This window comes from Arthrobacter sp. NPDC058192 (genome assembly GCF_042883665.1).
GTDB lineage: Bacteria > Actinomycetota > Actinomycetes > Actinomycetales > Micrococcaceae > Arthrobacter.
Genome location: NZ_JBHVVJ010000007.1, coordinates 163,927 through 188,819 on the forward strand (window position 1 = coordinate 163,927; position 24,893 = coordinate 188,819).

Here is a 24,893-nt window from a genome sequence, read left to right on the forward strand (position 1 = left end):
AGCGTCGGAATTCTGCGCCTAATTGGCGCGCCCGGATTCGGCCGTTCGAATTCAGTGTAAAACAGGGCTCTATTTGTCATGCCCAAAATGCCGCCCGCCTATTTCACTCAGCAGTCCATTTAGCCAGGCCGTTCCTGTACCCAGGCCGGCCTGCAATCCCCTCAAGGAAAGGTCCCCGTGACCACCGCAACCACTCCCCCTGCCCGCCAAGCCTCCGCACCCGCCACGCGCCAGCCCCGACCGAACCCGCAAGAGGAGGTGACAACCATGATGAAAAAGCTCTACAAGGCCTTGTTCCTGACGAGGAAGCCGGCCCGCAGCGAAGCGGCCCGTTTCAACGGGCAGCTTCTGGACCAGAAACGCGACGATGTATTCCTCGCGCTGTACCGGGCCGGCCTCGTCCGCTGACCCGGACACTTCCGCCGTCGTTCCCTGCAGGAACGGGAGCAGACACCGGCAGGACTGTCCGCAGCGAAGGAGACTTCATGTCCCACTTTGGAACCGATTCCCGGGAGCCCGTGCGGCGACGCACGGGCTCCCCCCTTTAACTGCCGCCCCTTTAAGCCCGGCCCTTTAAGCCACCGGCACCCCGGTAAGCTCGAGGTCATGCAGGAGACAAAGCCGCCGGAACAGCGTAAACGGGTCCGACTGGTCATTCCGAGCCGCAGCGACCCCTTTCTCCGGAACTTCACGGAACTCGTGGGCGGCCCCTTGGGCCACCGCTCGGCGCCAGGGGTCGTTTCGCCGGGATTTTTCACGCTGGACCGCGTGCTGGTGATCCTCACCGTCCTTGCTGCCCTGGCCGGGATTCTGCTCAAGAACTTCTGCCGCACCAATGGCTGGGAAACACCCGGACAGTTCTACGCCACGTGCTATTCGGACTTTCCGGAGCTGTTCCGCAACCGTGGCCTTGGCGACGGTGCGTTCCCCTTCATCACGCAGGGAAGCTTGTTTGAGTATCCCGTCCTGATGGGATTCATTGCGGGAGCCACGGCGCTGCTGGTGCCCGGCGCCGGAACCGGGAACCCCCGGGTCCTGGGTTACTTCGACGTCAACGCCACCTTGATCGCCGCCGTCTGGATCATCACGGTCCTGGCCACGGCACGGACGTACCGCCGCCGCTCCTGGGATGCGGCAATGGTGGCCCTCGCCCCCGGCATCGTCCTGGCCGGCGTCATCAACTGGGACATGTGGGCCGTGTGCCTGCTGGCTCTTGGCATGTATTTCTTTTCGCGCAACAAACTCGTCCTGGCGGGAATCTTCATCGGTCTGGGCACGGCCACCAAGCTTTACCCCCTGCTGATCCTCGGTGCCGTCCTGCTGCTGGCGCTTCGGACCGGACGCATCCGGGCTCTGCTGGTCACCGCCGGCGCCGCCGCGGGGACCTGGCTGGCGGTGAACCTCCCGGTGGCCGCAGCGAATCCGGACGGTTGGAAGTATTTTTATCAGTTCACGCAGGAGCGGCCGGCGGGCTACAGCTCGCCCTGGTTCGCCTACAACCTGCTGGCCGGCCGCCTGGGCTGGGCCCAGCTTGAGGCCCAGACCATCAACTCCCTGGCGCTGGACATGTTCCTCCTGGCCTGCATCCTCATTGCGGTCCTCGCCTTGGCGGCGCCGCGGCGGCCGCGGATCGCGCAACTGGCGTTCCTGATCGTGGCGGCGTTCATCCTCACAAACAAGGTGTACTCGCCCCAGTTCGTGTTGTGGCTGATCCCGCTCATCGCCCTCGCGCGGCCCCTCTGGCGGGACTTCCTGATCTGGCAGGCCATCGAGGCCCTGCACTGGGGGGCCATCTGGATGTATCTGGGGCAGGCGACCAGCGGCGGCTCGACCCAGCACAACATCGATATGCCCTACTACGTCCTGGCAGTGGTCGCCCACATGGTCGCCACCGGCTACCTGATGGTTCGTGTGGCCTGGGACATCTGGGATCCGTCCTGCGACGTGATCCGCCGCTACCGCGTCGATGATCCGCACGGCGGCCCCTTCGACGGTGCCCCGGACTGGCTGCGGGTGGACTTGCGCCGGCCCGCGGCGTCCCTGCTGCCGTGGCGGAGGGCCGCCGCAGGTGACTGACGTCGCCGTCGTCGGATCCGGTCCCAACGGGCTGGCTGCGGCGGCGACCATGGCGCGGGCCGGCCTCGAAGTCCGCGTGTTCGAGTCCGCCGCCGCCCCAGGCGGCGGCCTGCGCACCGCCGAACTGATGGAACCCGGCCACTTTCATGACCTTTGTTCGGCCGTGCACCCCATGGCGCTGGCCTCGCCCTTCTTCCGCCGCTTCGAGTTGTCCCGGCGGGTGCCGTTTGCGGTGCCGGACGTCTCCTTCGGCTCTGCGCTTGACGGCGGCCGGGCGGCTCTTGCCTACCGCTCCCTGGACCGCACCGCTGCCGAACTGGGGCGGGACGGTTCCGCCTACCGCCGGCTCATGGCACCGCTCGTATCCCGGGCGGAGGATGTCGCCGAGCTGACCCTGAACCAGCTGTTGCGGGTGCCGCGGGATCCCGCCGCGGCCGCGGTTTTTGTCCTCCGGACGCTCGAACAGGGGTCGCGGCTGTGGAATGCGAGATTCAGGGAGGATCTGGCGCCCGCGCTGCTCAGCGGTGCCGCCGCGCACGCCGTGGCACCGCTGCCCTCGCTCACTGCCGCCGGGGCCGGCCTGCTGCTGGGGGCCCTGGCACATGCCGGCGGCTGGCCTGTTCCGCGCGGCGGATCGGCAGCGATTGCTCGGGCGCTGACCGCCGACATCGAAGCGCATGGCGGGGTGATCGAGACCGGGAGGCGGATCGGGTCCCTTGCCGAGCTGCCGCCGGCCCGGGCCACCCTGCTCGACGTGGCGCCCCCCGGGCTCCTGGAGTTGGGGGACGGCAGCTTCCCGGCCGGTTACCGGCGTGCCCTGGAGTCCTTCCGCTTCGGGAACGCGGCCTGCAAGGTCGACTTCATCCTCTCCGGACCGGTGCCATGGGCGGCGGACGGCCTCGCCGACGCCGGGACGGTCCACGTGGGCGGCACCCGGGCCGAGACCGCCGAAGCGGAGGGCCAGGTCGCGGGCGGACGGCACCCCGAGCGGCCCTACGTGCTGGTCTCCCAGCCGTCGCGTTTCGATGCCGGACGCGCCCCGTCCGGCCGGCACATCCTCTGGACCTACTGCCATGTTCCGGCAGGCTCCACGGTGGACATGAGCGCCGCCGTCACGGCCCAGCTGGAACGGTTCGCACCCGGATTCCGGGACCTGGTGGTCGAGTTCAGGGTCACGACGGCCACCGGACTGGCGGCCTATGACGAGAACTACGTCGGCGGGGATTTCAGCGGCGGCCGCCTGGACCTGCGGGGCATGCTCCGGCGGCCCGTGCTGAGCCGCGTTCCGTGGCGGACACCGCTGCCCGGGGTTTACCTGTGCTCGTCCTCGACTCCGCCGGGTCCCGGGGTCTCCGGGATGCCCGGCTTCCACGCGGCGAAATATGCCCTGCGGGACATGTTCGGGATGGGCGTGCCCGACCTCGGCTACCACGCGGGCTAACCCCCGGCGGCGGCCTTTACGCCTGACGCTCCCGTCTTCGCGGAAAGCCTTCCGTCGCGCATGGTGGCCACGGCATCTGTAATCGGTACGAAATCGGTGTCGTGCGTGACCATGACCGTAGCCACGCCGAACTCGTCCGTGACCTGCCGGAGCAATCGGACAATCGCGTCGCTGCGGTCGTGGTCAAGGGCCGCCGTGGGTTCGTCCACGAGCAGCACGGCAGGGTCTCCCATGAGCGCCCGGGCTACGTTGACGCGCTGCCGTTGCCCGCCGGACAGTTGGTGGGGACGCTTAGCCATGGCCGGTCCGAGACCTACGAGTTCCAGCAGTCCTGCGGCGCGTTCCGCGTCCGCGTGGCTGGCCCCGCCGCGAAAACGCCGCGTGATCACGAGTTGCTCGACGGCGGTGAGGGAGGGCAGGAGGTTCGGCTGCTGGAAGACGATGCCGACCTTGTTCCGGCGCAGCGCCGTACGGCCGGCGTCCGGAAGTCCGCCAGCGTCCTGTCCACCGATCACCACCAGGCCGGCGGAGGGCCGGACGAGGGTGGCGGCGACGGCCAGCAAGGACGACTTTCCGGACCCGGAGGGGCCGACGAGGGACACGAACTCCCCCGGGTGCACCTTCAGGCTCACGTCGTCCACCGCCGTGAGGATGCCGTCTCCATCGGGGTACTCCAAGGTGACGTTGACGAGGTTCAGTGCGGGGTTCAGTGTGAGGTTCACGAGATGTGCCTTTCAAGAATATGTCGAGTGCGGACCGGCAGCTCAGTTGCCGCCGAGGGCCATGAGCGGATCGACCGCTGTGGTGTTGCGGACCGCTAGGGCAGCCCCGGCCAGGCCCAGGAGCACGATTCCGGCGATTGGCAGCAGAGTTGTTCCGGCGGTGAGGAGGAACGGCGCGACGCGGGACGCGAAGTATCCGCCCGCAATGCCGACCAGACCACCCACGGCCGCGCCGGCCAGCAGGACCAGCGCGGCCTGCGCCATGGCGTCCCGGAGGATGTAGCGTCCGGACGCGCCGAGGGCCTTCAGGACCGCGATGTCCCGGGTGCGCTGGACCGTCCACACCGTCAGGAAGGCGACAATCACGAGAGCCGAAATGCCGTACAGGAACGCCTGCATAAGCAGCAGTGAACCGTTCTCGCTCTTGTAGGAGCCCAGGGCCTGGAAGGAGCCCGTAACGGTGGTGCTGACAGTGCCGGCGGCTGAGTTGGCGGCGTCGAGATCCACCGCGGTTCCGGCGTCGGCGCCCCCGTCAAAGTTCACGGCCAGCACCGTTGCCGTCCCCCCATCCGGGATGTGCGCCAGGCTGCGCCAATTCTCCAACGTGGTCCAGACGACGCCGGTGTGCGAGTACCACTGGTCCGGAACGATGGCCGTCACGACGAGCTCGGTGCCGCCGACCGAGGCACGGCTGCCGATGCTGAGGTCCAGTTCCTTCGCCAGGCCGGTTCCGACGGCGATCGTTCCGTCCGCCAGCGGGGCGGGAGCCAGCCCGGCACCAGGCTCGGTGCCGAAGACCGCCACGCTTCCCGTGCCGGCTGGCACATCTCCGTCGTCCAGCACCTGGAAACGGCTCTGGCTGATCCCGACAGCCTCGGCCCGGTCGACGCCATCGCGCACCGACCATTCCGTCTGTTGGTCGCGCGTGACTTCGGATTCCGTGAACGAGGCCTTGGGTGTGCCCCCGGCCGGGGCACCGAACACCAGCTGGTCGGCCGGGAGGGCCGCGAGGGCCGACGTCGACTGATTGCCCAGTCCGGCGGTGAGCCCGGAGAGCAGAACGAGCAGGAGCGTGATGAGGGCGACGACCGCGCCCATGAGGGCGAACCGCCCCTTGGCGAAGCGGATATCGCGGATAGCGAGGTACATGGTTTTCCCTTTTCGTGGCATTTATGGCGTTGCTTCTAGCCTTCCCAATGCCCCGATTCAAAGCATCGGCCGCGAGGCTGGATCGCGGGCGCCGGGCGGACGGCCGCACGATCAACCGAATGGTTGATTCCGCGGGCGACGGGACGTTTTCCGCAGGGGATCAACCCAGACGGCACTACGCTGGAAACATGGAGGGAGAAGCCGACAACACCGGGACGGCCGTCATTCTGCGCGTCCTTCGCGTCAGCCTTCACGTCGGCTTCGCGGTGCTGCTCGCGGTGGCGCTCGTCCGGCTCGCGGCCGGCGGGATCGCGGGCCCGGGATGGATCACCTTGCTGCTGGCCCTGCTACTCGCCGCGTTCTACCTGATGGGTACGGTCCTGGAAAAGCGGCACTCCCTATACCGGGCCCGGTTCGATCCGCGACCCTATTCCGCCTGGTGGCTGGGCGGCGTCTGCCTGCTCTGGCTCCTGCTGATCCGGGCCAGCGCCGACTTCGTCTGGCTGGCCTTCCCGCTGTTCTTCCTACAGTTGCACATTCTCCGGCGGCGGCTGGCCCTGCCGGCGATCGCCCTGAGCACCGTTCTGGTCATCACGGCGCTCTGGTTCCACAACGGCGGCACTGCAACTCAGGCCAGTGCGGCATTGCAGTTGCCCATGGTGCTGGGCCCTGCGTTCGGCGCAGCCTTCGCCGTGGTCACCGGTCTGGCCTACCGGGCCCTGTTCCTGGAGGCGGAAAACCAGCGGCTGGCGGCGGAAGAACTCCGCCGCACCCGTGCCGAGCTCGCCCGAACCCAGCACGATGCCGGGACCCTGGCCGAGCGCGCCCGGCTGGCCCGCGAGATCCATGACACCCTGGCCCAGGGACTGTCCAGCATTGTGCTGATGGGGCGGGCGGCCGAGAAGGCCTTGGACGACGGCGATCTCAACGTTGCGCGTGAACGGTTCCGCATCGTCAAGGACACTGCCGCAGCCAATCTTGCAGAGGCCCGCAACTTCGTCCTGGCACTCCAGTCCCCCGATCTCGCCGAAGGCTCCCTCCTGGCCGGCCTCCACCGGCTGTGCGAAACCACCGAAGCCGAAGCAGCCGCGGGCGGTGGCGGATTGAGCTGCCGGCTCGACGTCGAAGGTGTGCCGGTGGCACTCCCAAGCGCCCATGAGGCCGCCCTGCTCCGGGCCGCGCAGGCGAGCCTGGCGAACGTGCGGGTTCATTCGCGGGCGAGCAACGCCGTCGTCACCCTTTCGTTCCTGGGCACGGAGGTGGCCATGGACATTTACGACGACGGCACCGGGTTCGACCCCGCAATAGAACCCGCCCGCACGGACGGGTCCGGCTACGGACTGACTGCGCTACGGGAACGCGTGGCCGCCCTGCACGGCCACGTGGACATCGAATCCGCTCCCGGTGACGGCACGGTGGTGGCCATTCGGCTGCCATTGGACGTAGCGTCACGCTCCGCCGCCCGGCCGTTGGAATCCCCACGGTCGTTGGAATCCAGAGGGAGCCGGGAATGACCGCCATCCGAGTGTTCCTGGTGGACGATCACCCGGTGATCAGGGCCGGGCTGCGGGCCATGCTGGGTGATCTGGAAGGCATCACAGTGGTCGCCGAAGCCGCGGAGGGCGGTGCCGCACTGGCCGGACTGGCCAAGCTGCACACCCTCGGCGAGCCCGCCGACGTGGTGCTCATGGACCTGCAGATGGGCACGGGCATGGACGGCGTCACCGCCACTGGACGGATCAAGGCGGGCGAGGCCGGCCGGCCGGCGCCGCCGGTGCTCATCCTGACCACCTATGACTCGGACGCTGACATTCTCTCCGCCATCGAAGCCGGGGCCAGCGGCTACATGCTCAAGGATGCCCCACCCGAGCAGATCCGCCAGGCTGTGGTCTCTGCGGCGGCCGGCGGGACGGCACTGGCTCCGGAGGTGGCAGCCCGGCTGATGGGCCGGATCCGGAACCCGGAGCCAGCCCTCTCCGCCCGCGAGGTTCAGTTGTTGGAGTTGCTGGCCACCGGCATGGGAAACCGTGCAATCGCGAAGCAGCTGTTCATCTCTGAGGCAACGGTTAAGACCCACCTGGTGCACATCTATGCCAAGCTCGGCGTGGACAACCGCACCGCCGCAATTGCCGTGGCCGTGCAGCGCAGGATTATCCGGCGCGGCTAGGCCCGTCAGGCAGCGGTTCGTGTGAGGTCCCGTGACCGGGTTGTCCGTGCCTCGGGGCATAATTACGCCATGGGGAACTCACCAAAACTTGCACTGGCCCTCGTGGGCCTTGTTGTCGGCACCTCGCTGGTTGCCTGCGGCGACGGCCGGGCCGGCGCGGAAGACGCTGCCAAGCAGCTCGCCACCGCGGTGTCCGCGCTCGACGTCGGATCCGTCGGCTTTGACGGGAAGGAATCCGGCGCCGCGAACGACCAGCTCAAGGAAATTTTCCACGGGCTCGACCCGGACAAGCCCGCCGTGCAGGCCGGAGAGCTGACATTTGACGCGGACACGGCCACTTTCCCGCTCAACTACGCCTGGAAAGTCGGCGCGGAGGAATGGAAATACACGGTATCCGCGCAGCTGAAGAAGTCCGGTGACAAGTGGCTCACCGTGTGGAAGCCGGCCATGCTGGTCCCGGAACTCGCTGACGGCGAGATCCTCACCCGGGCCACGGACACCCCGCAGCGTGCCGCCATCCTCGGGGCCGGGAACGTTCCCCTCGTCACCTACCGGCCCGTGGTCAATGTCGGTGTCGACAAGCCTGCGCTCGGCGGCGCCGACCCGGCGGACTCCGCCACCAAGCTGGCAAAGCTGGTGGGCGTCGATCCGGCTGCCTACTCCCGGCAGGTCGCGGCGGCCGGTCCCGAGGCGTTCGTTTCCGCCATCACGCTGCGCGACGACGGCAACCGGACCATTACCGACGCGCAGATTTCGGCGATTCCCGGCGGCCGGGCAGTCCCCGACTCCCTCCCCCTGGCGCCCACCCGCACCTTCGCGCGGGCCCTGCTGGGGACCGCCGCCGAGGCAAACGCGGAGCAGATCGAGAAGTCGGGCGGTGCCCTCAAGCCCGGCGACACCACCGGCGTCGGCGGCCTCCAGCAGCAGTATGACGCGCAGCTGCGCGGCAGCGACGGGATTGTGATCAGGGCCCAGAAAGCCGGCCTCACCGCCGAGGAGATCAAGGCGGCCCCGACTGACCCGCGGAGGGTGCTGTTCCGGACCGAGGTCAAGGCCGGAACGGCCTTGAAGACCACCCTGGATCCGAAGCTGCAGCAGCTGGCCGAGGACGTCCTCGCCGACGTCGGCCCGGCGTCGGCCATCGTGGCCCTCCGGCCCTCCAGCGGCGCCGTCCTCGCGGCCGCCTCCGGACCCGGCAGCAACGGCTACGACACCGCAATGCTGGGCCAGTACGCCCCCGGCTCGATCTTCAAAATGGTTGATTCCCTGGCTATGTTCCGTAACGGCATGACTCCGGACTCCACCGTCGACTGCCCGCCAACCCTCACCGTGGACGGCCGCACGTTCAAGAACGCCGAGGGCTACCCCGAGTCCTCCCTGGGGTCCGTGACACTGCGCGATGCCTTTGCGCACTCGTGCAACACGGCCTTCATCAACGCGCGGGACGGCGTCAGCCAGGCCCAGCTCGAATCCGCCGCGACCTCGCTGGGCGTCGCAGTCGAGGCACCCGCACTGGGAGCCGCCGCCTTCCTTGGCTCTGTCCCGGGCGAAGCCGAAGGCACCGAACATGCCGCCTCCATGATCGGCCAGGGCAAGGTGCTCCTTTCCCCGCTGGCCGCTGCCATCATGGCGGGCTCCGTGGCGAAGGGCGCGCCGGTCGCGGCCCAGCTCGTTTTGAACCCGAACGCGGGCGTTGCCGACCCGGCCGCCGCTGGCACCGGGACTGCAACACCCGGTACCTCGCCGGCAGTCCCGCCGTCCGGTGACGCAGCAGCGTCGGCTGCGCCTGCCCCCGCACCGGCTACAGCCGCCGGGAAGCCGATCACGGCGGCGGAGGCGGCGTCGCTGGCGGACATGATGCGTGCGGTCGTGACCAGCGGGCATGCCGGTTTCCTGGCGTCCGTCCCTGGCGCGCCCGTCGGCGCGAAGACCGGCACCGCCGAGTTCGGCAACGACTCCCCGCCCAAGACCCACGCCTGGATCGTGGCGACACACGGGGATCTGGCCGTCGCCGTCTTCGTCGAGGACGGCGGTCTCGGGGCCACCACGTCCGGACCCCTGCTCAAGGAATTCCTCACCCGGGCCGGCTGACCCGACGCTCCCGCAGGTCCTGCCCGGAATCGGTTGACGCTCCCGCAGGTCCTTCCCGGAATCGGTTGACGCTCCCGCAGGTCCTGGGGGTAACCGCCGCCTGGCGCCTCGCCCGGCCGTGGGAAGATTGAACGCGTGGCTCATATTGACGTTTCCGGCATCGACTACTTCCTCTCCGACGGCACACAGCTGCTCAACGGGGTGACCTTCAAGGTCCCGGACGGCACCAAGACCGCGCTGATCGGGCCGAACGGCACCGGCAAGACCACGCTGTTCCGGATCATCGCAGGCGATCTCGTGGCTGACGAAGGCGTGATCGGCCGATCCGGCAACATGGGCATCATGCGGCAGTTCGTCGGCCAGGTCCGGGACGACTCCACCGTCCGGGACCTGCTGGTCTCCGCCGCCCCGCCCGCGCTGGCTGCGGCCGCGCGCGCCGTGGACGAGGCGGAACTTGCCATGCTCGAGCACGACGACGAGCCCACCCAGATGCAGTACGCGCAGGCGATCGTGGACTGGGGCGACGCCGGCGGCTACGACGTCGAGACCGTCTGGGACGAGGTCTGCATGGCGGCCCTCGGCCTGCCGTTTGACCGCGCACAGCACCGCCCGGCGTCGAGCCTCTCCGGCGGCGAGCAGAAGCGGCTGGTGCTCGAGGCCCTCTTCGCCGGCCCCGACGAGCTCCTGCTCCTCGACGAGCCGGACAACTACCTCGACGTCCCCGGCAAGCGCTGGCTTGAGGCCAAGCTGAACGACTCGAAAAAGACCGTGTTCTTCATCAGTCACGACCGGGAGCTGCTCAACAACGCGGCGGCCCGCATCGTCACGCTGGAACCGGGCATCAACGGTGCAGGAGCCTGGATCCACGGCGGTGGCTTCGGCTCTTACGTCGACGCCCGCGCGGACCGGAACGCGCGCTTTGAGGAGCTGCGCAAGCGCTGGGACGAGGAGCACGTGAAGCTCAAGGAACTCGTCAACATGTACAAGAACAAGGCCGCGTTCCGCTCCGACATGGCAAACCGGTACCAGGCCGCCCAGACCCGGCTGGCGAAGTTCCTCGAGGCCGGCCCGCCTGAGGCCCTGCCGATCGAGCAGAACGTGCAGATGCGGCTCAAGGGCGGCCGGACGGCCAAGCGGGCCATCGTGGCCGAGAAACTGGAACTGACCGGCCTCATGAAGCCGTTCTCCACGGAGATCTGGTTTGGCGACCGGGTGGGCGTCCTGGGGTCCAACGGTTCGGGCAAGAGCCACTTCCTGCGGCTGCTCGCCACCGGCGGCACCGACCCGGAGCGGGAGCATCTGCCGGTCTCCGAGGTCGAGATCGCCGAGGTCCCGCATGAGGGCACCGTGAAACTCGGTGCCCGGATCCGGCCCGGCTTCTTCGCCCAGACGCACGTGCGGCCCGACCTGCTCGGCAAGACCCTGCTCGAAATCCTGCACCGCGGCGACGAGCACCGCTCCGGCCTGGGCCGCGAAGCCGCGGCCGGCGCCCTGGACGGCTATGGCCTCGCCGGACAGTCCGAGCAGAAGTACGAATCCCTCTCCGGCGGCCAGCAGGCGCGGTTCCAGATCCTGCTGCTGCAGCTCTCCGGTGCCACCCTGCTGCTGCTCGATGAGCCGACGGACAACCTGGACCTGCACTCGGCCGAGGCTCTGGAACGGGCGATCGACCACTTCGAGGGCACCGTTCTGGCGGTCACCCACGACCGCTGGTTTGCCCGCACCTTTGACCGGTTCCTGGTCTTCGGCTCCGACGGCAAAGTCTACGAATCGGCCGAACCGGTCTGGGACGAAAAACGCGTCGAGCGCGCCCGCTGACGCCGCACGTCCAGCGTTGTTCCCTTTTCTCTGACAAGGCTTTCAGCGCCGAAGAACTTGCCCAACCTGCCCAACACTTGGCGAAAGCAGCGACCGTATGACCAGCACGGCAATCGAACCGCACCTGAAGGCGGCCGCCGGGGCCACGTTCCTCGTCTTCGGAATCAACGGGCTGGTCTTCGCCAGTTGGGCCGCCCGCATCCCCGCGGTGACGGAGATCCTGCACATCACCTCCGGCCAGATGGGAACGCTGCTGCTCTGCGTGGCCGTCGGCTCCTTGATCGCGCTGCCCACCGCGGGGTCCGTGGTGGGCCGGATCGGCACGGCGAACACCGTGCGGGGCGCCGGGCTTGTGGCCGCGGCGGCCGGCGTCGGCGTGGCGCTGTCCCTGCTGGCTGAATCCATTCCGGGGACCGCAATCGCGCTGTTCTTCTTCGGCATCGGGGTCGGCTTGTGGGACGTTTCGCAGAACATTGAAGGCGCCGACGTCGAACACCGGCTCGGCCGCACCATCATGCCGCAGTTCCACGCGGCCTTTAGCGGCGGCGCGTTCCTCGGAGCCTTGATCGGCGCCGGACTGTCCACCCTCGGCGTCGGGCTCCCGGCGCACCTGCTGGTCATCGCCGCCGTCGTCGCGGTTCTGACCGCCGTGGCCCCGCGCTACTTCCTGCCCCATGTGGCCACCGTTCCGTCCGAGGCAGGTGAACCCGGCCACGGCAAGGCCGCGCCGGCCTGGCGGGACGGCCGGACGTTGCTGATCGGCGTCGTCGTCCTGGGCGCCACCCTTACTGAAGGTGCCGGCAACGACTGGATCGCCAAGGCGGCGGTTGACGGTCTCGGTGCCGAACAGTCCACGGGCGCACTGTTGTTCGCCGCCTTTGTGCTGGCGATGACCGCCATGCGGTTCTTCGGTGGGCGGGCGATCGACTCCTACGGCCGGGTCGCCGTGCTCCGCGCGTGCATGGCCGCCGCGGCCGTGGGCCTGTGCCTCTTCGTGTTCGCCGGAACAATTTGGCTGGCCGCCGCCGGTGCCGTGCTCTGGGGCGTAGGGGCTGCCCTGGCTTTTCCCATCGGGATGTCCGCCGCCGCGGATGACCCCCGGAAGGCGGCCGCCCGGGTGTCCGTCGTGTCCACGCTGGGCTACATCGCGTTCCTCGCAGGACCGCCTCTGCTGGGCTACCTTGGCGACGCCACCGGCATCCGGGCTGCCCTGCTCGCGATCGGGGTTCCGATCGTGGTGGCCCTGCTGCTCGCCGGGGCCGCGAGGCGCCTGCGCGTCCGGTAGGGAGCCGCAGGAGGGAGCCCGCAAAGGTTCTGTCAGTGCCCCCGGGCCACCTCCTGCGATGGGCGGCCTCCGGCAGTATGGTGGTCAGATGCGCACCATGTTGAGGAAGGCGCCACGCCGCCTGTCGAGCTTAGACCGCAAACTGGTCCGCGCGGTCTCAAATCTGCCAGGCGGAAGCCACGACGATTTCTTCCGTCGCCTGTCCGCCGCCGCCACCAAGGGCAAGCTCTGGTTTGGCATTGCCGGGGTCATGGCCCTCGTGCCCGGAAAGACGCGGCAGGCTGCCCTGCACGGGGTCATAGCGCAGGGCCTGGCATCGGCGGTCACCAACCTGGTGTTCAAAACTCTCCTGCCCCGGACCCGGCCCCTGCCTGAACATCTGCCGGTCTTCCGCTTCGTCAACCCCCAGCCCACGAGTTCATCAATGCCTTCGGGCCACTCCGCCTCAGCCGTGGCGTTCGCGCTCGGCGTGGGCCTGGTCCGCCCCTCCCTGGGGGCGGCACTGGCGCCGGTTGCCGCGGGTGTGGCCTATTCCCGGGTTCACACCGGCGCCCACTGGCCTTCCGACGTGGCGTTCGGGTCCGCAATCGGCGCCGGTGCCGCCCTCGTCACCCGCCGCTGGTGGCCGGTGTGGCCGCCTGTCCCGGAGACCCGCCGGAATGCCGTCCGGGCCGCAGAGCTCCCGGACGGACAAGGGCTCAGCATTGGCGTCAACACCTTGGGGGGCTCCTACGCTGCAGAAACCGCGGACGCCCTCCAGAAAGTATTCCCCAAGGCGTACATACAGAAAATCGGTCACGAGGAGGACGTCGCGGCCCGGATCGCGGGCGTGGCAACACGCCCCGGCACCGCCGCGCTCGGCGTCTGGGGCGGAGACGGAACGGTCGGAGCTGCCGCGGCTGCCGCCGTCGAACATTCCCTCCCCCTGCTGGTGCTGCCGGGCGGGACATTGAACCATTTCGCGCGCGACGCCGGCACCCCCACCCTCGAGGCGGCCCTGCGGGCGGCCGACCGTGGCGAGGCCGCACTGGCGGACATCGGACACGTGAGGGTCGAACGCGGTCTTCCCGACAGCCCCGAACGCCTCGAACTGACAATGCTCAATACCGCCAGCGTCGGCCTCTACCCGAACCTGGTCCGCCGACGCGAGCAGCTCCAGCCGGCACTGGGCAAACCCTTGGCCGGCGTCGTGGCCATGTTCCGCACCTTCGCGGCCGGCACCCCCACCACCCTGATCGTCAACGGGGTGCGGCACCGGCTCTGGATTCTGTACATCGGGCGCGGCCGGTACTACCCCCGGGACCACGCCCCGCTTGTCCGTCCCGTGCTGGCCGACGGTGTCCTGGACCTGCGGATGATCACCGCCGACGAGCCGTTCGCCCGGCTGCGGCTGCTCTGGGCGGTGCTGACCGGCACCGTGGGCACGTCCGGAATCACGCACCTCAGCGAAACGGACCGGATCACGGTGGAACCCGGGAACGGGCCCATGGTGCTGGCTGTCGACGGAGAGGTCATGCCCGGGGTGCGGAGGGTGGAATTCACGGTCCGCCGCGACGCGCTCACGTACTACTCGCCGCTCCTTTGAGCCCCTGCCGGCCCGCCCCTCACCTGCGGGATGTCATCCTCCCGGACTACCCTGATTCGCCCCTGAATCATCCCTGAGACCGGCGAAATACGGGAACCGCGTCGGTAGCGTGGGGTGTGCAGACGGGCCCACGAATGCGGTGGCCCGGACAATCCCCGCTACGCAAAGGAACGCTTCCATGATCGAAGCACGAGGCCTGACCAAGGTTTATGGCGACAAGACCGCCGTCGCCGGCGTCAACTTCACCGTCGAAGCCGGCCGGGTCACCGGCTTCCTGGGCCCGAACGGGGCCGGAAAATCCACCACCATGCGCATGATCATGGGGCTGGACCGGCCGACGTCGGGCTCCGTGACCGTCAACGGATCACCGCTCACCAAACATGCCGCCCCGCTGCGCGACGTCGGCGCGCTCCTCGACGCCAAGGCCGTCCACACGAGCCGCTCGGCCTACAACCACCTGCTGGCGATGGCCGCGACCCACAGCATTCCCAAGAAGCGCGTCCACGAAGTCATCGAGATGACCGGGCTGGCCGACGTGGCCCGCAAGAAAGTGGGCGGCTTCTCGCTCGGCATGGGCCAGCGGCTGGGCATCGCCGCGGCCCTGCTGGGCGACCCGCAGACCGTCATCCTGGACGAGCCCGTCAACGGCCTTGACCCGGAGGGCGTCGTGTGGGTCCGCAATCTGGTGAAGTACCTGGCCTCGGAGGGGCGCACCGTCTTCCTCTCCAGCCACCTCATGAGCGAAATGGCCGTCACGGCCGACCACCTGATCGTGATCGGCCGCGGGAAGATCATTGCGGACGCCCCGATCCAGGAGATCATCACCGGCAAGGGCCAAGGCCGCACCCGGGTCCGCACCGACCAGCCGGACCGGCTCATGCAGCTGCTGGCCGGCACCGGCGTCTCGGTCGAGGTCCAGGAGCGCGAGCTCCTGGAAGTCAAGGGACTGGACCCCCGGCAGATCGCCCGCGCAGCCCTCGACAGCCACGTTCTGCTGTACGAGCTCACCCCGCTCCAGGCCAGCCTCGAGGAGGCCTACATGGAGCTGACCAAGGATGAGGTCGAATACCACTCGCTGATCACCACGGGTGCTCCCGTCGAAGCCGGAGGCAAGTAATCATGAGCTCCACCACTGTTGAATCCACGTCATCGCCCCGCGACGCCGACAGCCGCGGGCAGCGGTCCGGAAACGGCACCAGTACCGGCCCCGGCCCCAGCTTCCTGCGCGTCCTCAATTCCGAATTCATCAAGTTCCGCACTCTTCTGTCCACGCTGATCCTGCTCGGCTCCACCGTGGTGGTCATGGTGGGGTTCGGGGCGCTCTCCGCGTGGGGCACGGGACAGTTCTCCCAAGCCGCTGCCCAGGACCCGGAGGCGGGCGCCAGGTTCGCGGCGCAGGGCGGTGACCTCGCCGTCGGCGTACCCACCTCCGGCATCGCGTTTGCCCAGCTGATCCTCGGCTCCCTCGGTGTGCTGCTCATGAGTTCGGAGTTCACCACCGGCATGGCACGGTCCACGTTCGCGGCGGTTCCCAGGCGCATCCCGGCGTTCGCCGCGAAGCTCGTGGTGGTGGTGCTGACGTCGTTCATCGTCACGGCAGCATCTGCCCTGGCCGCGGGACTGGTGTCGGTGCCGATCCTGGACAACTACGGCCTCGGACTCGATCTCGGAAGCTCACAGTCGGTCAAGTTGCTTCTCGTCAACAGCCTCTACGTGGCAGCGGTCGCGGCGATCGGCATGTCCCTCGGCACGCTGATCCGCAACTCCGCGGGCGGCATCATGAGCCTGGTCGGCCTGTTCTTCGTGGCCCCCATCGCCTTCCAGCTCATTCCGGGTGACTTTTTCGAGGAGGCCCGCAAGTACCTGCCCGGCAACACCGTGGAACCGTTGACCGCCGTGGAGCATGTCCCGAACACCCTGGAAGTCTGGCAGGCCGGCCTGGTGCTAGGTGCCTGGGTTGTGATCCCGGTGCTCCTGGCCGCCGTCCTGCTCAAGAAGCGGGACGTCTAGGCCGGCGCCGCGGGCGCAGCGTCTAGGCTCAGAGCATGATCGATGCAGTACCTGCGAGGGACGCGCCGGCCGGTCCGGCCGACGCGTCCCTCGCTGAACTCACCGCCCGCCGCCGCGGCCGGCTCCGGCGCTACCTGCTGGCTCATCCGCGGGTCATGGATGTCCTGGTGGTGTTCTGCTATCTGGTTCTGGTCACGCCGACGGCGGTCGAGTCCCTCACGCACGGCGGCTGGCCGGTGGCCGTGCTGCTCGCGGCGGCCGCGCCGGCGCTGCTCTTCCGGCGCGCCTATCCGGTGCGCGTGCTGGCTACGGTCGGAGCACTGGAAGTGGCGGTCACGTTCCTGCATCCCTGGGGCTCCAATGTCTCGGCCGGCCTCTGGTTTTCGCTGTACGCCGTCGCCGTCGTCCGCACCCGGCGGTTCGCCGCGGCGGCCCTGGCCCTGACCACCGGACCGCTGGTGGTCCTTTACTTTCTGCTGGCCGTTGGCCCGCTGGACGGGCGGCTGCCTGACATAGCGGGCCGCACCCCGGAGAACTTCCAGCTGGTCGCGAGCATCGCCGCAGCAGTCAGCATTACGCTCTCCAACGTGATCGCCACCGGGATCGGCATCTCCGTGCGCCAGCGCCGCGAGCACGAACAAGAGATTGCCGCCTGGGCCGCACGGGCCCAGCGGCTGGGCTCGGTCACCGAACGGAACCGCATCGCCCGTGAAATGCACGACGTCGTGGCCCACTCGCTGACCGTCATGGTCAGCCTTTCGGACGGCGCCGCCGTCGTGGTCCGGAAGGATCCCGACCGCGCCGCCGGCGTCCTCGCCGAACTCTCACACACCGGACGCACCGCGCTGGCCGACATGCGGCGCGTGCTCGGCGTGCTGCGCGACGATTCCGCCGCCGGGCACGCTCCGCGCGGTCCGCTCGTGGCGGGAGGCGACCTGGCCAAACTGCTCGAGGGTTTCCGCACCGCGGGCCTGCCGCTGCACTACACGCACACGGGCCCGTCCCTGCCCGGCGATGCGGCGTTCCAGCTGACCGTTTACCGGATCGTGCAGGAGTCGCTGACCAACGTGCTGCGCTACGGGCGTGCTCTCAGCCGCGTGGACGTGAGCATCCTTCGGAACGGCCCCCTGGTCACCATCGACGTCACCGACGACGGCAGGGGCACCGTTGATCCCGGCGGTCCCGGGGGCGGCACACCTGACCCCCGGGGATGGGCCGGCACCGGCGGCACCGGGGGGACCGGCCAGGGAATCGCCGGGATGCGCGAACGGGCCAGGATTTATGCCGGCACCGTGCAGGCAGGGCGCACGGGCGACGGCGGCTGGCGGGTGCACGCGGAACTGAACTGCCATGACGAGACGGCAGCCGCCTCCAGTGCCAGCGAACTCACTACAACCAAACCAGGGGGGAACAATGGCCGAGCAAGGGCCCACACGCGTTCTGCTGGTGGATGACCAGCCGCTGCTGCGGATGGGGTTCCGCCTGATTCTGGAGGGCGAGGACGATCTGTGCATCGCGGGTGAGGCGTCCGACGGCGCCGAAGCGGTCCGGCAAGTCAGGGAGCTCGCGCCCGACGTCGTCCTGATGGACGTGCGGATGCCCGTGCTGGACGGGATCGAGGCGACCCGGGCCATCGCGGCCTCCGGTTCCGGCGCCAAGATCATCATCCTGATAACCTTTGACCTTGACGAATACGCCTTTGCCGGCCTGCAGGCCGGGGCCTCGGCGTTCCTGCTCAAGGACGTGGCCCCCACGGAACTGATCAGCGCCGTCCGCGTGGTGGCCAGCGGCGACGCCGTCGTGGCCCCGCGTGTGACGCAGCGGCTGCTGGAGACCTATGTCCGGGGCGCCGGAACCGCGGGCCCTGGGGCCGCTGACCTGGTCCCGGCGCGCCCGGCGGCCCGGGCTGCGAAGGATCCGCTGCTGGAGGACCTGACCCCGCGCGAAAACGAGATGCTCGGGGCGTTGGCCGAGGGACTCTCCAACGCCGAAATCGCGCACCGGTACTTCCTGTCCGAAGCCACCGTCAAGACGCACGTGCGCCGGATCCTGACCAAGCTCCACCTCCGCGACCGCGTCCAGGCGGTGGTGTACGCGTACGAGACCGGCCTCGTGGTGCCGAGCAACGCCGATTACTGAGCGCAGCAGGCGGGGCGGCTGGCCGCGCCGCCGGGCTGGCTTCGGGTCGGCCACCGGCCGCCCCACCGGGCGGCCTTCGCCGCCGTCGGCCGGGCAGCCTACCGGCGGGTAAAGGGCACGGCGGTAGCCGAAGGGCATGAAGCAGTGGTTTCAGGCACATTGCCGTATTGCCTGTAGGTAATCTTATGTTGCTTATAAGGCTCTCTTGTTGGTGCATAGCCCGGTTCCCCTGCCAGTTATTTGTGGGAGTGCACAAGTCGGGCCCGGTCTGGTGCGGTCTAGGGTGAAACGACACTGTGGCCCGCCGCACAGCATGGATTCCATGGGGTGCCGGCATAGAACTGGCCTGAACCCCCACGAAGGACGGCGCATCCATGCACGCTGACCAGCAGCTCTCAAAATCCCTGAAACCCAGGCATCTGTCCATGATCGCCATCGCCGGCGTGATCGGCGCCGGACTGTTTGTCGGTTCCGGTGCCGCAATCCAGCAGGCTGGCCCTGGCATCCTCGTGGCCTACGCCGCGGCGGGACTCGTGGTCATCCTCGTGATGCGGATGCTGGGCGAAATGGCTGCGGCCAACCCGGAAACCGGCTCTTTCTCCACGTATGCAGACAAGGCCTTGGGCCGCTGGGCCGGCTTCAGCATCGGCTGGCTCTACGCCTGGTTCTGGATCATTGTCCTCGGCATCGAGGCCACAGCCGGGGCGGCCATCATGCACCGCTGGGTGCCCGGCATCGACCAGTGGGTGTGGGCGCTGGCCCTAATGGTGCTTCTGACGCTGACCAACCTTGGGTCCGTGAAGTCCTACGGTGAGTTCGAATTCTGGTTCGCGTCCATCAAGGTGGCGGCGATCGTGCTGTTCCTGCTCTTCGGTGTGGCCGCGATCCTCGGCCTGATCCCCGGTGTCCCGGCACCCGGGCTGGACAACCTGATCGGCAACGGCGGATTCATGCCCAACGGACCCGGCGCCGTCCTGGCCGGCATCCTCGTGGTCGTCTTCTCCTTCTTCGGCGCGGAAATTGCGACCATCGCCGCCGGCGAATCCGAGAACCCGGTTGACGCCGTCAAAAAGGCCGTGAAGTCCACTGTCTGGCGCATCCTCGTTTTCTACATTGGCTCCATCGCCATCGTGGTCACCCTTCTGCCTTGGAACTCGGCCTCAGTCGCCAAGAGTCCGTACGTTGCGGTGATCGAACTGTTCGGCATCCCCGGAGCGGGAACCATCATGGACATCGTGGTGCTGACTTCGGTGCTCTCCTGCCTGAACTCGGGCCTCTACACCGCCAGCCGCATGCTGTTCTCGCTGTCCCGGCGCGGGGACGCGCCGAAGTCCTGGATGCGGATTTCCAAGAGCGGCGTGCCGACTTACACGGTGTTGGCCTCCACGGTGGTCGGCTTTGTCACGGTGGGCCTGAACTACATCGCCCCGGACACGGTCTTCCTGTTCCTGGTCAACACCTCCGGCGCCATTGCGCTGTTCGTGTGGCTGGTCATCGCCGCCTCCCAGCTGATCCTGCGCCGCCGCATGGGCTCCGCCGCCAAGGACCTCCAGCTGAAGATGTGGCTTTTCCCGTACCTGACCTGGCTGGCCATCGGCAGCATCGTCGCCCTCCTGATCGGCATGGTGATCCTGGAATCCACCCGCGAATCCTTGCTGCTCTCGCTGGCTCTTGCCGCCGTCGTGGTGGGCATCGGAGTCTTCCGCTACCGCAGAAACGCTGCGGCGGATAGGGCCCCGGCAGCAGGCACCTCCGGGGCGGCCGCGGACCACGCCGAGTCCCTCACCGTCGTGGCGGCGAGCGGTGTGGCTTCCGACGACGATGCCGTCGTGGTGGCGAGCGGTGCGGCTTCCGCCGACGATGCCGTCGTGGCGGCGAGCGGTGTGGCTTCCGACGACGATGCGGTCGTGGCGGCCCGCCCGATGCCATAGGTCCCAGCCCTCCGGCGGCAACACCGGATTAGGCGAGCCCGGCTCAAGCCACCCCACCACCGGACATGCCCTCCCCCGGCGCCCACCACTGGACATAGCGGCATTATGTCCATTCCTTGGCGCGGAGGGAGGGCATGCCCGGCCCTGGGGCGAGGGGGAGGGCATGTCCCGCGGGCTAGGGAGGGGCGCGGCACCGGCAAGGGACATGTCCAGTCTTCGCCGCAGCCGGAGGACATGTCCCGAGGAGCCTCGCGCCGCATGCCGACCCTGCACCCGGCAGCCGGCGGCGTCTAAGGCCCGACAGCCCCGGACCGAGCACCGGGCTAGACTCGAAGCCATGCCCTCACCCAGCTCTGCCGCACACCACATCCAGGACCTCGGCGCCTTTGTCAGCGCGTCGCCGTCGAGCTTCCATGCCGTCCATGAGGGCGCGCGCCGGCTGGACGAGGCGGGCTTCACCGGCCTCGACGAGCTGCAACCGTGGCCTGGCTCCGCACCCGGGGGCCCCGCGGAAGCGGCCGGCAAGTTTTATGTGGTCCGCGACGGCGCCCTCATCGCCTGGGTGGCCCCGCCGGGTGCCGGGGTGACCACGGGTTTCAACATCCTCGGAGCGCACACGGATTCGCCGTCTTTCAAGCTCAAGCCGAAGTCCACCACCGGCAAGTTCGGCTGGCTCCAGGCCGGTGTTGAGGTCTACGGCGGCCCCCTCCTGAACTCCTGGCTGGACCGCGAACTGCAGCTCGCCGGCCGCCTCGTTCTGCGCGACGGCACTCAGCACCTGACGGCGACGGGTCCGCTGCTGCGTTTCCCGCAGCTGGCCATCCACCTGGACCGGGCCGTGAATGAAGGCCTGGTCCTGGACAAGCAGCAGCACATGAATCCGGTGTTCGGTCTGGGCGATCCCGCCGGCGAGGACCTGCTGGGGCTCCTTGCGGCGAGGGTCACGGACGTCGCGGTGGATCCGGCGCAGATCGGCGGGTACGACGTCGTCATCGCGGACACGCAGGCCCCGGCGGTCTTCGGCGCCAAAGACGAGTTCTTCGCCTCAGGCCGGCTCGACAACCTCTCGGCGACGCACGCCGGGCTCACGGCGCTGATCGCCCACGCCGGAACGCCCGTGTCCGACGGCGCACCGATCGCCGTGCTGGCCGCCTTCGATCACGAGGAAATCGGCTCCGCGTCCCGTTCCGGCGCGTGCGGACCCCTCCTCGAGGACGTCCTGGTGCGGATCTCTGACGGGCTCGGGGCTTCGGCCAGCCAGCGACGCCAGGCCTTCGCGGCGTCGTTCTGCGTCTCGGCCGACGCGGGCCACGCCGTGCACCCGAACTACCCGGAGCGGCACGACCCCGCCAACCGGCCGGTCCTCAACGGCGGCCCGCTGCTGAAGATCAACGCGAACCAGCGCTACGCGACCGACGCCGCCGGGGCCGCCCTCTGGGCTCGGCTGTGCGAGGGCGCCGGCATCCCCTACCAGGAATTTGTCTCCAATAACGTGATGCCCTGCGGCTCCACGATCGGGCCGCTGACCGCGACGCGGCTGGGGATCCGGACGGTCGACGTCGGCGTGCCCCTGCTCTCGATGCACTCGGCGCGCGAGCTCTGCGGAGTCGAGGACCCGCACCGGCTGGCGAAGGTCACCGAAGTTTTCTTCCGGACCGCGGCGTAGCCGCGGGATGCCCTAGGCGGTCAGCCCGACCACAAGGTTGAGCGTCGCGGCCAGGATGATGGTCCCGAAAACGTAGGACAACAGGCTGTGCTTCAGCGCCTCGGCACGCACGCTGTGGTTTTCCAAGGCGGTATCCGAGACCTGGTAGGTCATCCCGAGGCTTGTGGCGAGGTAGGCGAAATCCGTGTACTGCGGGGGGCCGGCCTGGTTGAAGCTGATCCCGCCCACGGCCGCTCCTGCCTGTGGTTCGGTGCTGTAGTACAGCTCGGCGTACCGGAGTGTGAAGAGGGTCTGGACCAGAAGCCAGGACAGCGCCACCGAAGCCAGCGCGAGCACCCCGCCGCCAAGGCGTGCTGCGTAGTCGCTGCTGTGCGAATCGATGACGACGGCGACCACCGCCACGAGGCTCGCCGCATTCGCGGCCAGGATCAGCAGGTCGGTGACGCTGCGCGACGGGTCCTCGGCCGTGGCGTGGGCCCAGGTTTCGGCAGGGTCCAGCCGGCCCACCACCAGCCATACCCAGACCACGTAGCAGGCCGCGGCACAGGCCCAGCCGACCGCCGGCGCCTCCACCCAGTAGCCCGCCATGCCGGTCACTCCGGCGGCCAGCAGACCGACCAGCACCATGACGGCGAAGCGCAGCCGGCTGCGGCGCACTGGCGGCGGCACGGCCGTGGAGTCAGAGTCGGAGTGCATTTTCAGATCATGGCACAAAGCGAGGGCTTCCCGGCCCCGGTGCCGGCGGTTTTCCACATCGGCGTCCTGCCCGCTTCCCGCCGCCTAATGGCCGGACTAGCGTTGATCCATCAGGAGTCGCCGGAACCAGCAGTGATGCACTAAGATAGTGAAGTCTGTGCTGCGCCCAGCCCCGTTCCGGTGGCCCGGGCGCCGCATGGCACCGCAAATGAACCTCCTGTTACGGAAATGCCGTAACCGCTTAGCCCAAAGGAGGTGGGTTCACATATGCGTCCTTACGAATTGATGGTAATCATCGACCCCGAGGTCGAAGAGCGTGCCGTTGAGCCGTCGCTTCAGAAGTTCCTGAACGTCATCACCAACGATGGTGGAACCATCGAAAAGGTTGACATCTGGGGCCGCCGTCGTCTGGCTTACGAAATCCAGAAGAAGTCCGAAGGTATCTACGCCGTGGTGAACTTCACCGCTGAGCCGGCTACCGCCAAGGAACTTGACCGCCAGCTGAGTCTCAACGAGACCATCATGCGCACCAAGATCACCCGCCCCGAAGAGCAGAAAGTTGTTGCTGAATAATTCAGCGTCAACCTTCAAACTTCATCCCGCAGGAACGCACAAGGAGGCAGTAGATGGCAGGCGAAACCACTATTACGGTCATCGGTAATCTCACCAATGACCCCGAGCTCAGGTTCACACCGTCAGGTTCGGCCGTAGCGAATTTCACCATCGCTTCTACTCCCCGCACCTTCGATCGGCAGTCCAATGAGTGGAAGGACGGGGAAACCCTGTTCCTCCGCGCCTCGGTCTGGCGCGAAGCAGCCGAAAACGTCGCCGAATCCCTGACCAAGGGAATGCGCGTGATCGTCTCCGGCCGCCTGAAGAGCCGTTCCTACGAAACAAAAGAAGGCGAGAAGCGCACCGTTATCGAGCTTGAGGTCGATGAAATCGGCCCCAGCCTGCGCTACGCCAATGCCAAGGTCAACCGCACCCAGCGCTCCGGCGGTCAGGGTGGACAGGGCGGCTTCGGCGGCGGCAACAGCGGCGGATTCGGTGGCAACTCTGGTGGAAACCAGGGCGGCAACTCCGGTGGAAACTGGGGCGGCAACCAGCCCGCAGCGCAAGAGGACCCGTGGGCCACGCCTGGGGTCAGCAACGCTGGCGGCGGCTGGGGCAACGGCCCGGATTCCGAACCTCCCTTCTAAACAACATCTAAGGTCCGGCAACGAAAACCGCCGGGACGCCGTATGGCGGCCGGGCGCAGACCGCGCCGGATCACCACCATCCCGTGGATCAATATCCACGGGCTCCATCGAATAGGAGCTCCACGATGGCTAAGGCTGAACTCCGTAAGCCCAAACCAAAGTCCAACCCCTTGAAGGCCGCTGACATCACTGTCATCGACTACAAGGACGTAGCATTGCTGCGCAAGTTCATCTCCGACCGCGGAAAGATCCGCGCCCGTCGCGTCACTGGCGTCACGGTGCAGGAACAGCGCAAAATCGCCCAGGCAATCAAGAACGCCCGCGAAGTTGCTCTGCTGCCTTACTCCGGCGCTGGCCGCGGCTAAGGAAGGGATTAACTAACATGGCAAAGCTCATTCTGACCCACGAAGTAACCGGTCTCGGTGCTGCTGGCGATGTTGTCGAGGTCAAGGACGGTTACGCACGTAACTACCTGCTGCCCCGCAACTTCGCCCTGACCTGGTCCAAGGGTGGCGAGAAGCAGGTTGAGTCCATCAAGGCTGCCCGCGTTGCCCGCGAGCACGCTTCCCTGGAAGACGCTCAGAAGCAGGCTGCTGCACTCTCCGCCAAGCCGGTCAAGCTGGTCGTCAAGGCTGGCGCAACCGGACGCCTGTTCGGCACCGTCAAGCAGGGCGACGTGGCCGACGCTGTTGAGGCCGCTGGCCTGGGCCGCATCGACAAGCGCAAGGTTGAACTGCCGGCACACATCAAGTCGACCGGTTCCTACCAGGCAAACGTCCGTCTGCACGACGACGTTTCCGCTGTGATCGAACTCGACGTCGTAGCAGGCAAGTAGTCTTCTAGGCTGCTGGCGCCACGGCCTGACGGTCGTGAACTGCTGAAGGCCCCCGCTTCCGGATCCTCATGGGATCCGACCGC

Annotated in this window: 22 protein-coding genes; 19 read left to right on the forward strand and 3 right to left on the reverse strand. The window is 68.1% G+C overall.

Going from position 1 to position 24,893, the window contains the following annotated elements:
* Positions 1-177: 177 nt before the first annotated feature.
* The 3 genes from ACFVVK_RS09450 to ACFVVK_RS09460 all read left to right on the forward strand — a co-directional run bounded on the left by ACFVVK_RS09450 (position 178) and on the right by ACFVVK_RS09460 (position 3,517).
* Positions 178-408, forward strand: coding sequence for a hypothetical protein (locus ACFVVK_RS09450; protein ID WP_390266160.1), 231 nt, complete (start codon positions 178-180; stop codon positions 406-408).
* 198 nt (positions 409-606) lie between these two features.
* A complete protein-coding gene (locus ACFVVK_RS09455) occupies positions 607-2,076 on the forward strand; it encodes a glycosyltransferase family 87 protein (protein ID WP_390266161.1) in 1,470 nt (489 codons plus the stop codon).
* On the forward strand, positions 2,069-3,517 hold the full coding sequence (locus tag ACFVVK_RS09460) for a phytoene desaturase family protein (RefSeq protein WP_390266162.1): 1,449 nt from the start codon (positions 2,069-2,071) through the stop codon (positions 3,515-3,517). The genes ACFVVK_RS09455 and ACFVVK_RS09460 overlap by 8 nt, the downstream gene beginning before the upstream one ends.
* Here the strand turns inward: ACFVVK_RS09460 and ACFVVK_RS09465 are convergent.
* Both ACFVVK_RS09465 and ACFVVK_RS09470 read right to left on the reverse strand, forming a co-directional pair.
* Complete coding sequence (locus ACFVVK_RS09465; RefSeq protein WP_390266163.1) at positions 3,514-4,239, reverse strand: ABC transporter ATP-binding protein; 726 nt, start codon at positions 4,237-4,239, stop codon at positions 3,514-3,516. The two genes, ACFVVK_RS09460 and ACFVVK_RS09465, sit on opposite strands and share 4 nt — an antisense overlap.
* Positions 4,240-4,281: 42 nt before the next feature.
* On the reverse strand, positions 4,282-5,388 hold the full coding sequence (locus tag ACFVVK_RS09470; RefSeq protein ID WP_390266164.1) for an ABC transporter permease: 1,107 nt from the start codon (positions 5,386-5,388) through the stop codon (positions 4,282-4,284).
* Positions 5,389-5,576: 188 nt separating this feature from the next.
* Between ACFVVK_RS09470 and ACFVVK_RS09475 the strand changes: the two genes are divergently transcribed.
* From ACFVVK_RS09475 to ACFVVK_RS09530, 12 genes are all read left to right on the forward strand, one after another.
* A complete protein-coding gene (locus ACFVVK_RS09475) occupies positions 5,577-6,902 on the forward strand; it encodes a sensor histidine kinase (RefSeq protein WP_390266165.1) in 1,326 nt (441 codons plus the stop codon).
* A complete protein-coding gene (locus ACFVVK_RS09480; RefSeq protein WP_390266166.1) occupies positions 6,899-7,555 on the forward strand; it encodes a response regulator in 657 nt (218 codons plus the stop codon). The genes ACFVVK_RS09475 and ACFVVK_RS09480 overlap by 4 nt, the downstream gene beginning before the upstream one ends.
* A gap of 69 nt (positions 7,556-7,624) precedes the next feature.
* Positions 7,625-9,646, forward strand: a complete 2,022-nt coding sequence (locus tag ACFVVK_RS09485) for a penicillin-binding transpeptidase domain-containing protein (protein ID WP_390266167.1) — start codon at positions 7,625-7,627, stop codon at positions 9,644-9,646.
* A 135-nt stretch (positions 9,647-9,781) separates the two neighbouring features.
* On the forward strand, positions 9,782-11,464 hold the full coding sequence (locus tag ACFVVK_RS09490; RefSeq protein ID WP_390266168.1) for an ABC-F family ATP-binding cassette domain-containing protein: 1,683 nt from the start codon (positions 9,782-9,784) through the stop codon (positions 11,462-11,464).
* A 97-nt stretch (positions 11,465-11,561) separates the two neighbouring features.
* Positions 11,562-12,749 (forward strand): MFS transporter, encoded by a 1,188-nt coding sequence (locus ACFVVK_RS09495; RefSeq protein WP_390266169.1) that lies wholly within the window; start codon positions 11,562-11,564, stop codon positions 12,747-12,749.
* An 88-nt stretch (positions 12,750-12,837) separates the two neighbouring features.
* A complete protein-coding gene (locus tag ACFVVK_RS09500) occupies positions 12,838-14,334 on the forward strand; it encodes a bifunctional phosphatase PAP2/diacylglycerol kinase family protein (protein WP_390266170.1) in 1,497 nt (498 codons plus the stop codon).
* Between the two features lie 178 nt (positions 14,335-14,512).
* Positions 14,513-15,451, forward strand: coding sequence for an ABC transporter ATP-binding protein (locus tag ACFVVK_RS09505; protein WP_390266171.1), 939 nt, complete (start codon positions 14,513-14,515; stop codon positions 15,449-15,451).
* A gap of 2 nt (positions 15,452-15,453) precedes the next feature.
* The gene (locus ACFVVK_RS09510) at positions 15,454-16,344 is read left to right on the forward strand and encodes an ABC transporter permease (protein ID WP_390266172.1); all 891 of its coding nucleotides are present in this window, start codon (positions 15,454-15,456) and stop codon (positions 16,342-16,344) included.
* A gap of 35 nt (positions 16,345-16,379) precedes the next feature.
* Positions 16,380-17,798, forward strand: a complete 1,419-nt coding sequence (locus tag ACFVVK_RS09515; protein ID WP_390266173.1) for a sensor histidine kinase — start codon at positions 16,380-16,382, stop codon at positions 17,796-17,798.
* The gene (locus tag ACFVVK_RS09520) at positions 17,758-18,483 is read left to right on the forward strand and encodes a response regulator (RefSeq protein ID WP_390266174.1); all 726 of its coding nucleotides are present in this window, start codon (positions 17,758-17,760) and stop codon (positions 18,481-18,483) included. Before ACFVVK_RS09515 ends, ACFVVK_RS09520 begins: the two co-directional genes overlap by 41 nt.
* Before the next feature lie 374 nt (positions 18,484-18,857).
* Positions 18,858-20,414 (forward strand): amino acid permease, encoded by a 1,557-nt coding sequence (locus ACFVVK_RS09525; protein WP_390266175.1) that lies wholly within the window; start codon positions 18,858-18,860, stop codon positions 20,412-20,414.
* Between the two features lie 337 nt (positions 20,415-20,751).
* Positions 20,752-22,080, forward strand: coding sequence for a M18 family aminopeptidase (locus ACFVVK_RS09530; protein WP_390266176.1), 1,329 nt, complete (start codon positions 20,752-20,754; stop codon positions 22,078-22,080).
* A 12-nt stretch (positions 22,081-22,092) separates the two neighbouring features.
* Here ACFVVK_RS09530 and ACFVVK_RS09535 read toward each other — a convergent pair whose 3' ends face one another.
* On the reverse strand, positions 22,093-22,776 hold the full coding sequence (locus ACFVVK_RS09535; protein WP_390266177.1) for a DUF1345 domain-containing protein: 684 nt from the start codon (positions 22,774-22,776) through the stop codon (positions 22,093-22,095).
* Between the two features lie 267 nt (positions 22,777-23,043).
* Between ACFVVK_RS09535 and rpsF the strand changes: the two genes are divergently transcribed.
* The 4 genes from rpsF (at position 23,044) to rplI (ending at position 24,810) form a co-directional block, all read left to right on the forward strand.
* Positions 23,044-23,349 carry a 30S ribosomal protein S6 gene (rpsF, locus tag ACFVVK_RS09540; RefSeq protein WP_026266755.1) on the forward strand — a complete coding sequence of 102 codons (306 nt, stop codon included), beginning with the start codon at positions 23,044-23,046 and terminating at the stop codon, positions 23,347-23,349.
* A 53-nt stretch (positions 23,350-23,402) separates the two neighbouring features.
* Entirely contained in the window at positions 23,403-23,975 is a 573-nt protein-coding gene (locus ACFVVK_RS09545) for a single-stranded DNA-binding protein (RefSeq protein WP_090954879.1), read from the forward strand.
* A gap of 125 nt (positions 23,976-24,100) precedes the next feature.
* A complete protein-coding gene (gene rpsR, locus ACFVVK_RS09550; RefSeq protein ID WP_003800144.1) occupies positions 24,101-24,340 on the forward strand; it encodes a 30S ribosomal protein S18 in 240 nt (79 codons plus the stop codon).
* A gap of 17 nt (positions 24,341-24,357) precedes the next feature.
* Entirely contained in the window at positions 24,358-24,810 is a 453-nt protein-coding gene (rplI, locus tag ACFVVK_RS09555) for a 50S ribosomal protein L9 (protein ID WP_018775331.1), read from the forward strand.
* The last annotated feature ends 83 nt before the right edge of the window (positions 24,811-24,893 follow it).

Excerpts from the sequence above, each read along its gene's own strand:
- ACFVVK_RS09510 (WP_390266172.1), top strand. The coding sequence starts at position 15,454 with ATGAGCTCCACCACTGTTGAATCCACGTCATCGCCCCGCGACGCCGAC.
- ACFVVK_RS09455 (WP_390266161.1), top strand. The coding sequence starts at position 607 with ATGCAGGAGACAAAGCCGCCGGAACAGCGTAAACGGGTCCGACTGGTC.
- ACFVVK_RS09520 (WP_390266174.1), top strand. The coding sequence starts at position 17,758 with ATGGCCGAGCAAGGGCCCACACGCGTTCTGCTGGTGGATGACCAGCCG.
- ACFVVK_RS09475 (WP_390266165.1), top strand. The coding sequence starts at position 5,577 with ATGGAGGGAGAAGCCGACAACACCGGGACGGCCGTCATTCTGCGCGTC.
- ACFVVK_RS09485 (WP_390266167.1), top strand. The coding sequence starts at position 7,625 with ATGGGGAACTCACCAAAACTTGCACTGGCCCTCGTGGGCCTTGTTGTC.
- ACFVVK_RS09525 (WP_390266175.1), top strand. The coding sequence starts at position 18,858 with ATGCACGCTGACCAGCAGCTCTCAAAATCCCTGAAACCCAGGCATCTG.
- ACFVVK_RS09480 (WP_390266166.1), top strand. The coding sequence starts at position 6,899 with ATGACCGCCATCCGAGTGTTCCTGGTGGACGATCACCCGGTGATCAGG.
- rpsF (WP_026266755.1), top strand. The coding sequence starts at position 23,044 with ATGCGTCCTTACGAATTGATGGTAATCATCGACCCCGAGGTCGAAGAG.
- ACFVVK_RS09530 (WP_390266176.1), top strand. The coding sequence starts at position 20,752 with ATGCCCTCACCCAGCTCTGCCGCACACCACATCCAGGACCTCGGCGCC.
- ACFVVK_RS09495 (WP_390266169.1), top strand. The coding sequence starts at position 11,562 with ATGACCAGCACGGCAATCGAACCGCACCTGAAGGCGGCCGCCGGGGCC.
- ACFVVK_RS09515 (WP_390266173.1), top strand. The coding sequence starts at position 16,380 with ATGATCGATGCAGTACCTGCGAGGGACGCGCCGGCCGGTCCGGCCGAC.
- ACFVVK_RS09470 (WP_390266164.1), bottom strand. The coding sequence starts at position 5,388 with ATGTACCTCGCTATCCGCGATATCCGCTTCGCCAAGGGGCGGTTCGCC.
- ACFVVK_RS09500 (WP_390266170.1), top strand. The coding sequence starts at position 12,838 with ATGCGCACCATGTTGAGGAAGGCGCCACGCCGCCTGTCGAGCTTAGAC.
- ACFVVK_RS09545 (WP_090954879.1), top strand. The coding sequence starts at position 23,403 with ATGGCAGGCGAAACCACTATTACGGTCATCGGTAATCTCACCAATGAC.
- rplI (WP_018775331.1), top strand. The coding sequence starts at position 24,358 with ATGGCAAAGCTCATTCTGACCCACGAAGTAACCGGTCTCGGTGCTGCT.
- ACFVVK_RS09505 (WP_390266171.1), top strand. The coding sequence starts at position 14,513 with ATGATCGAAGCACGAGGCCTGACCAAGGTTTATGGCGACAAGACCGCC.
- ACFVVK_RS09535 (WP_390266177.1), bottom strand. The coding sequence starts at position 22,776 with ATGCACTCCGACTCTGACTCCACGGCCGTGCCGCCGCCAGTGCGCCGC.
- rpsR (WP_003800144.1), top strand. The coding sequence starts at position 24,101 with ATGGCTAAGGCTGAACTCCGTAAGCCCAAACCAAAGTCCAACCCCTTG.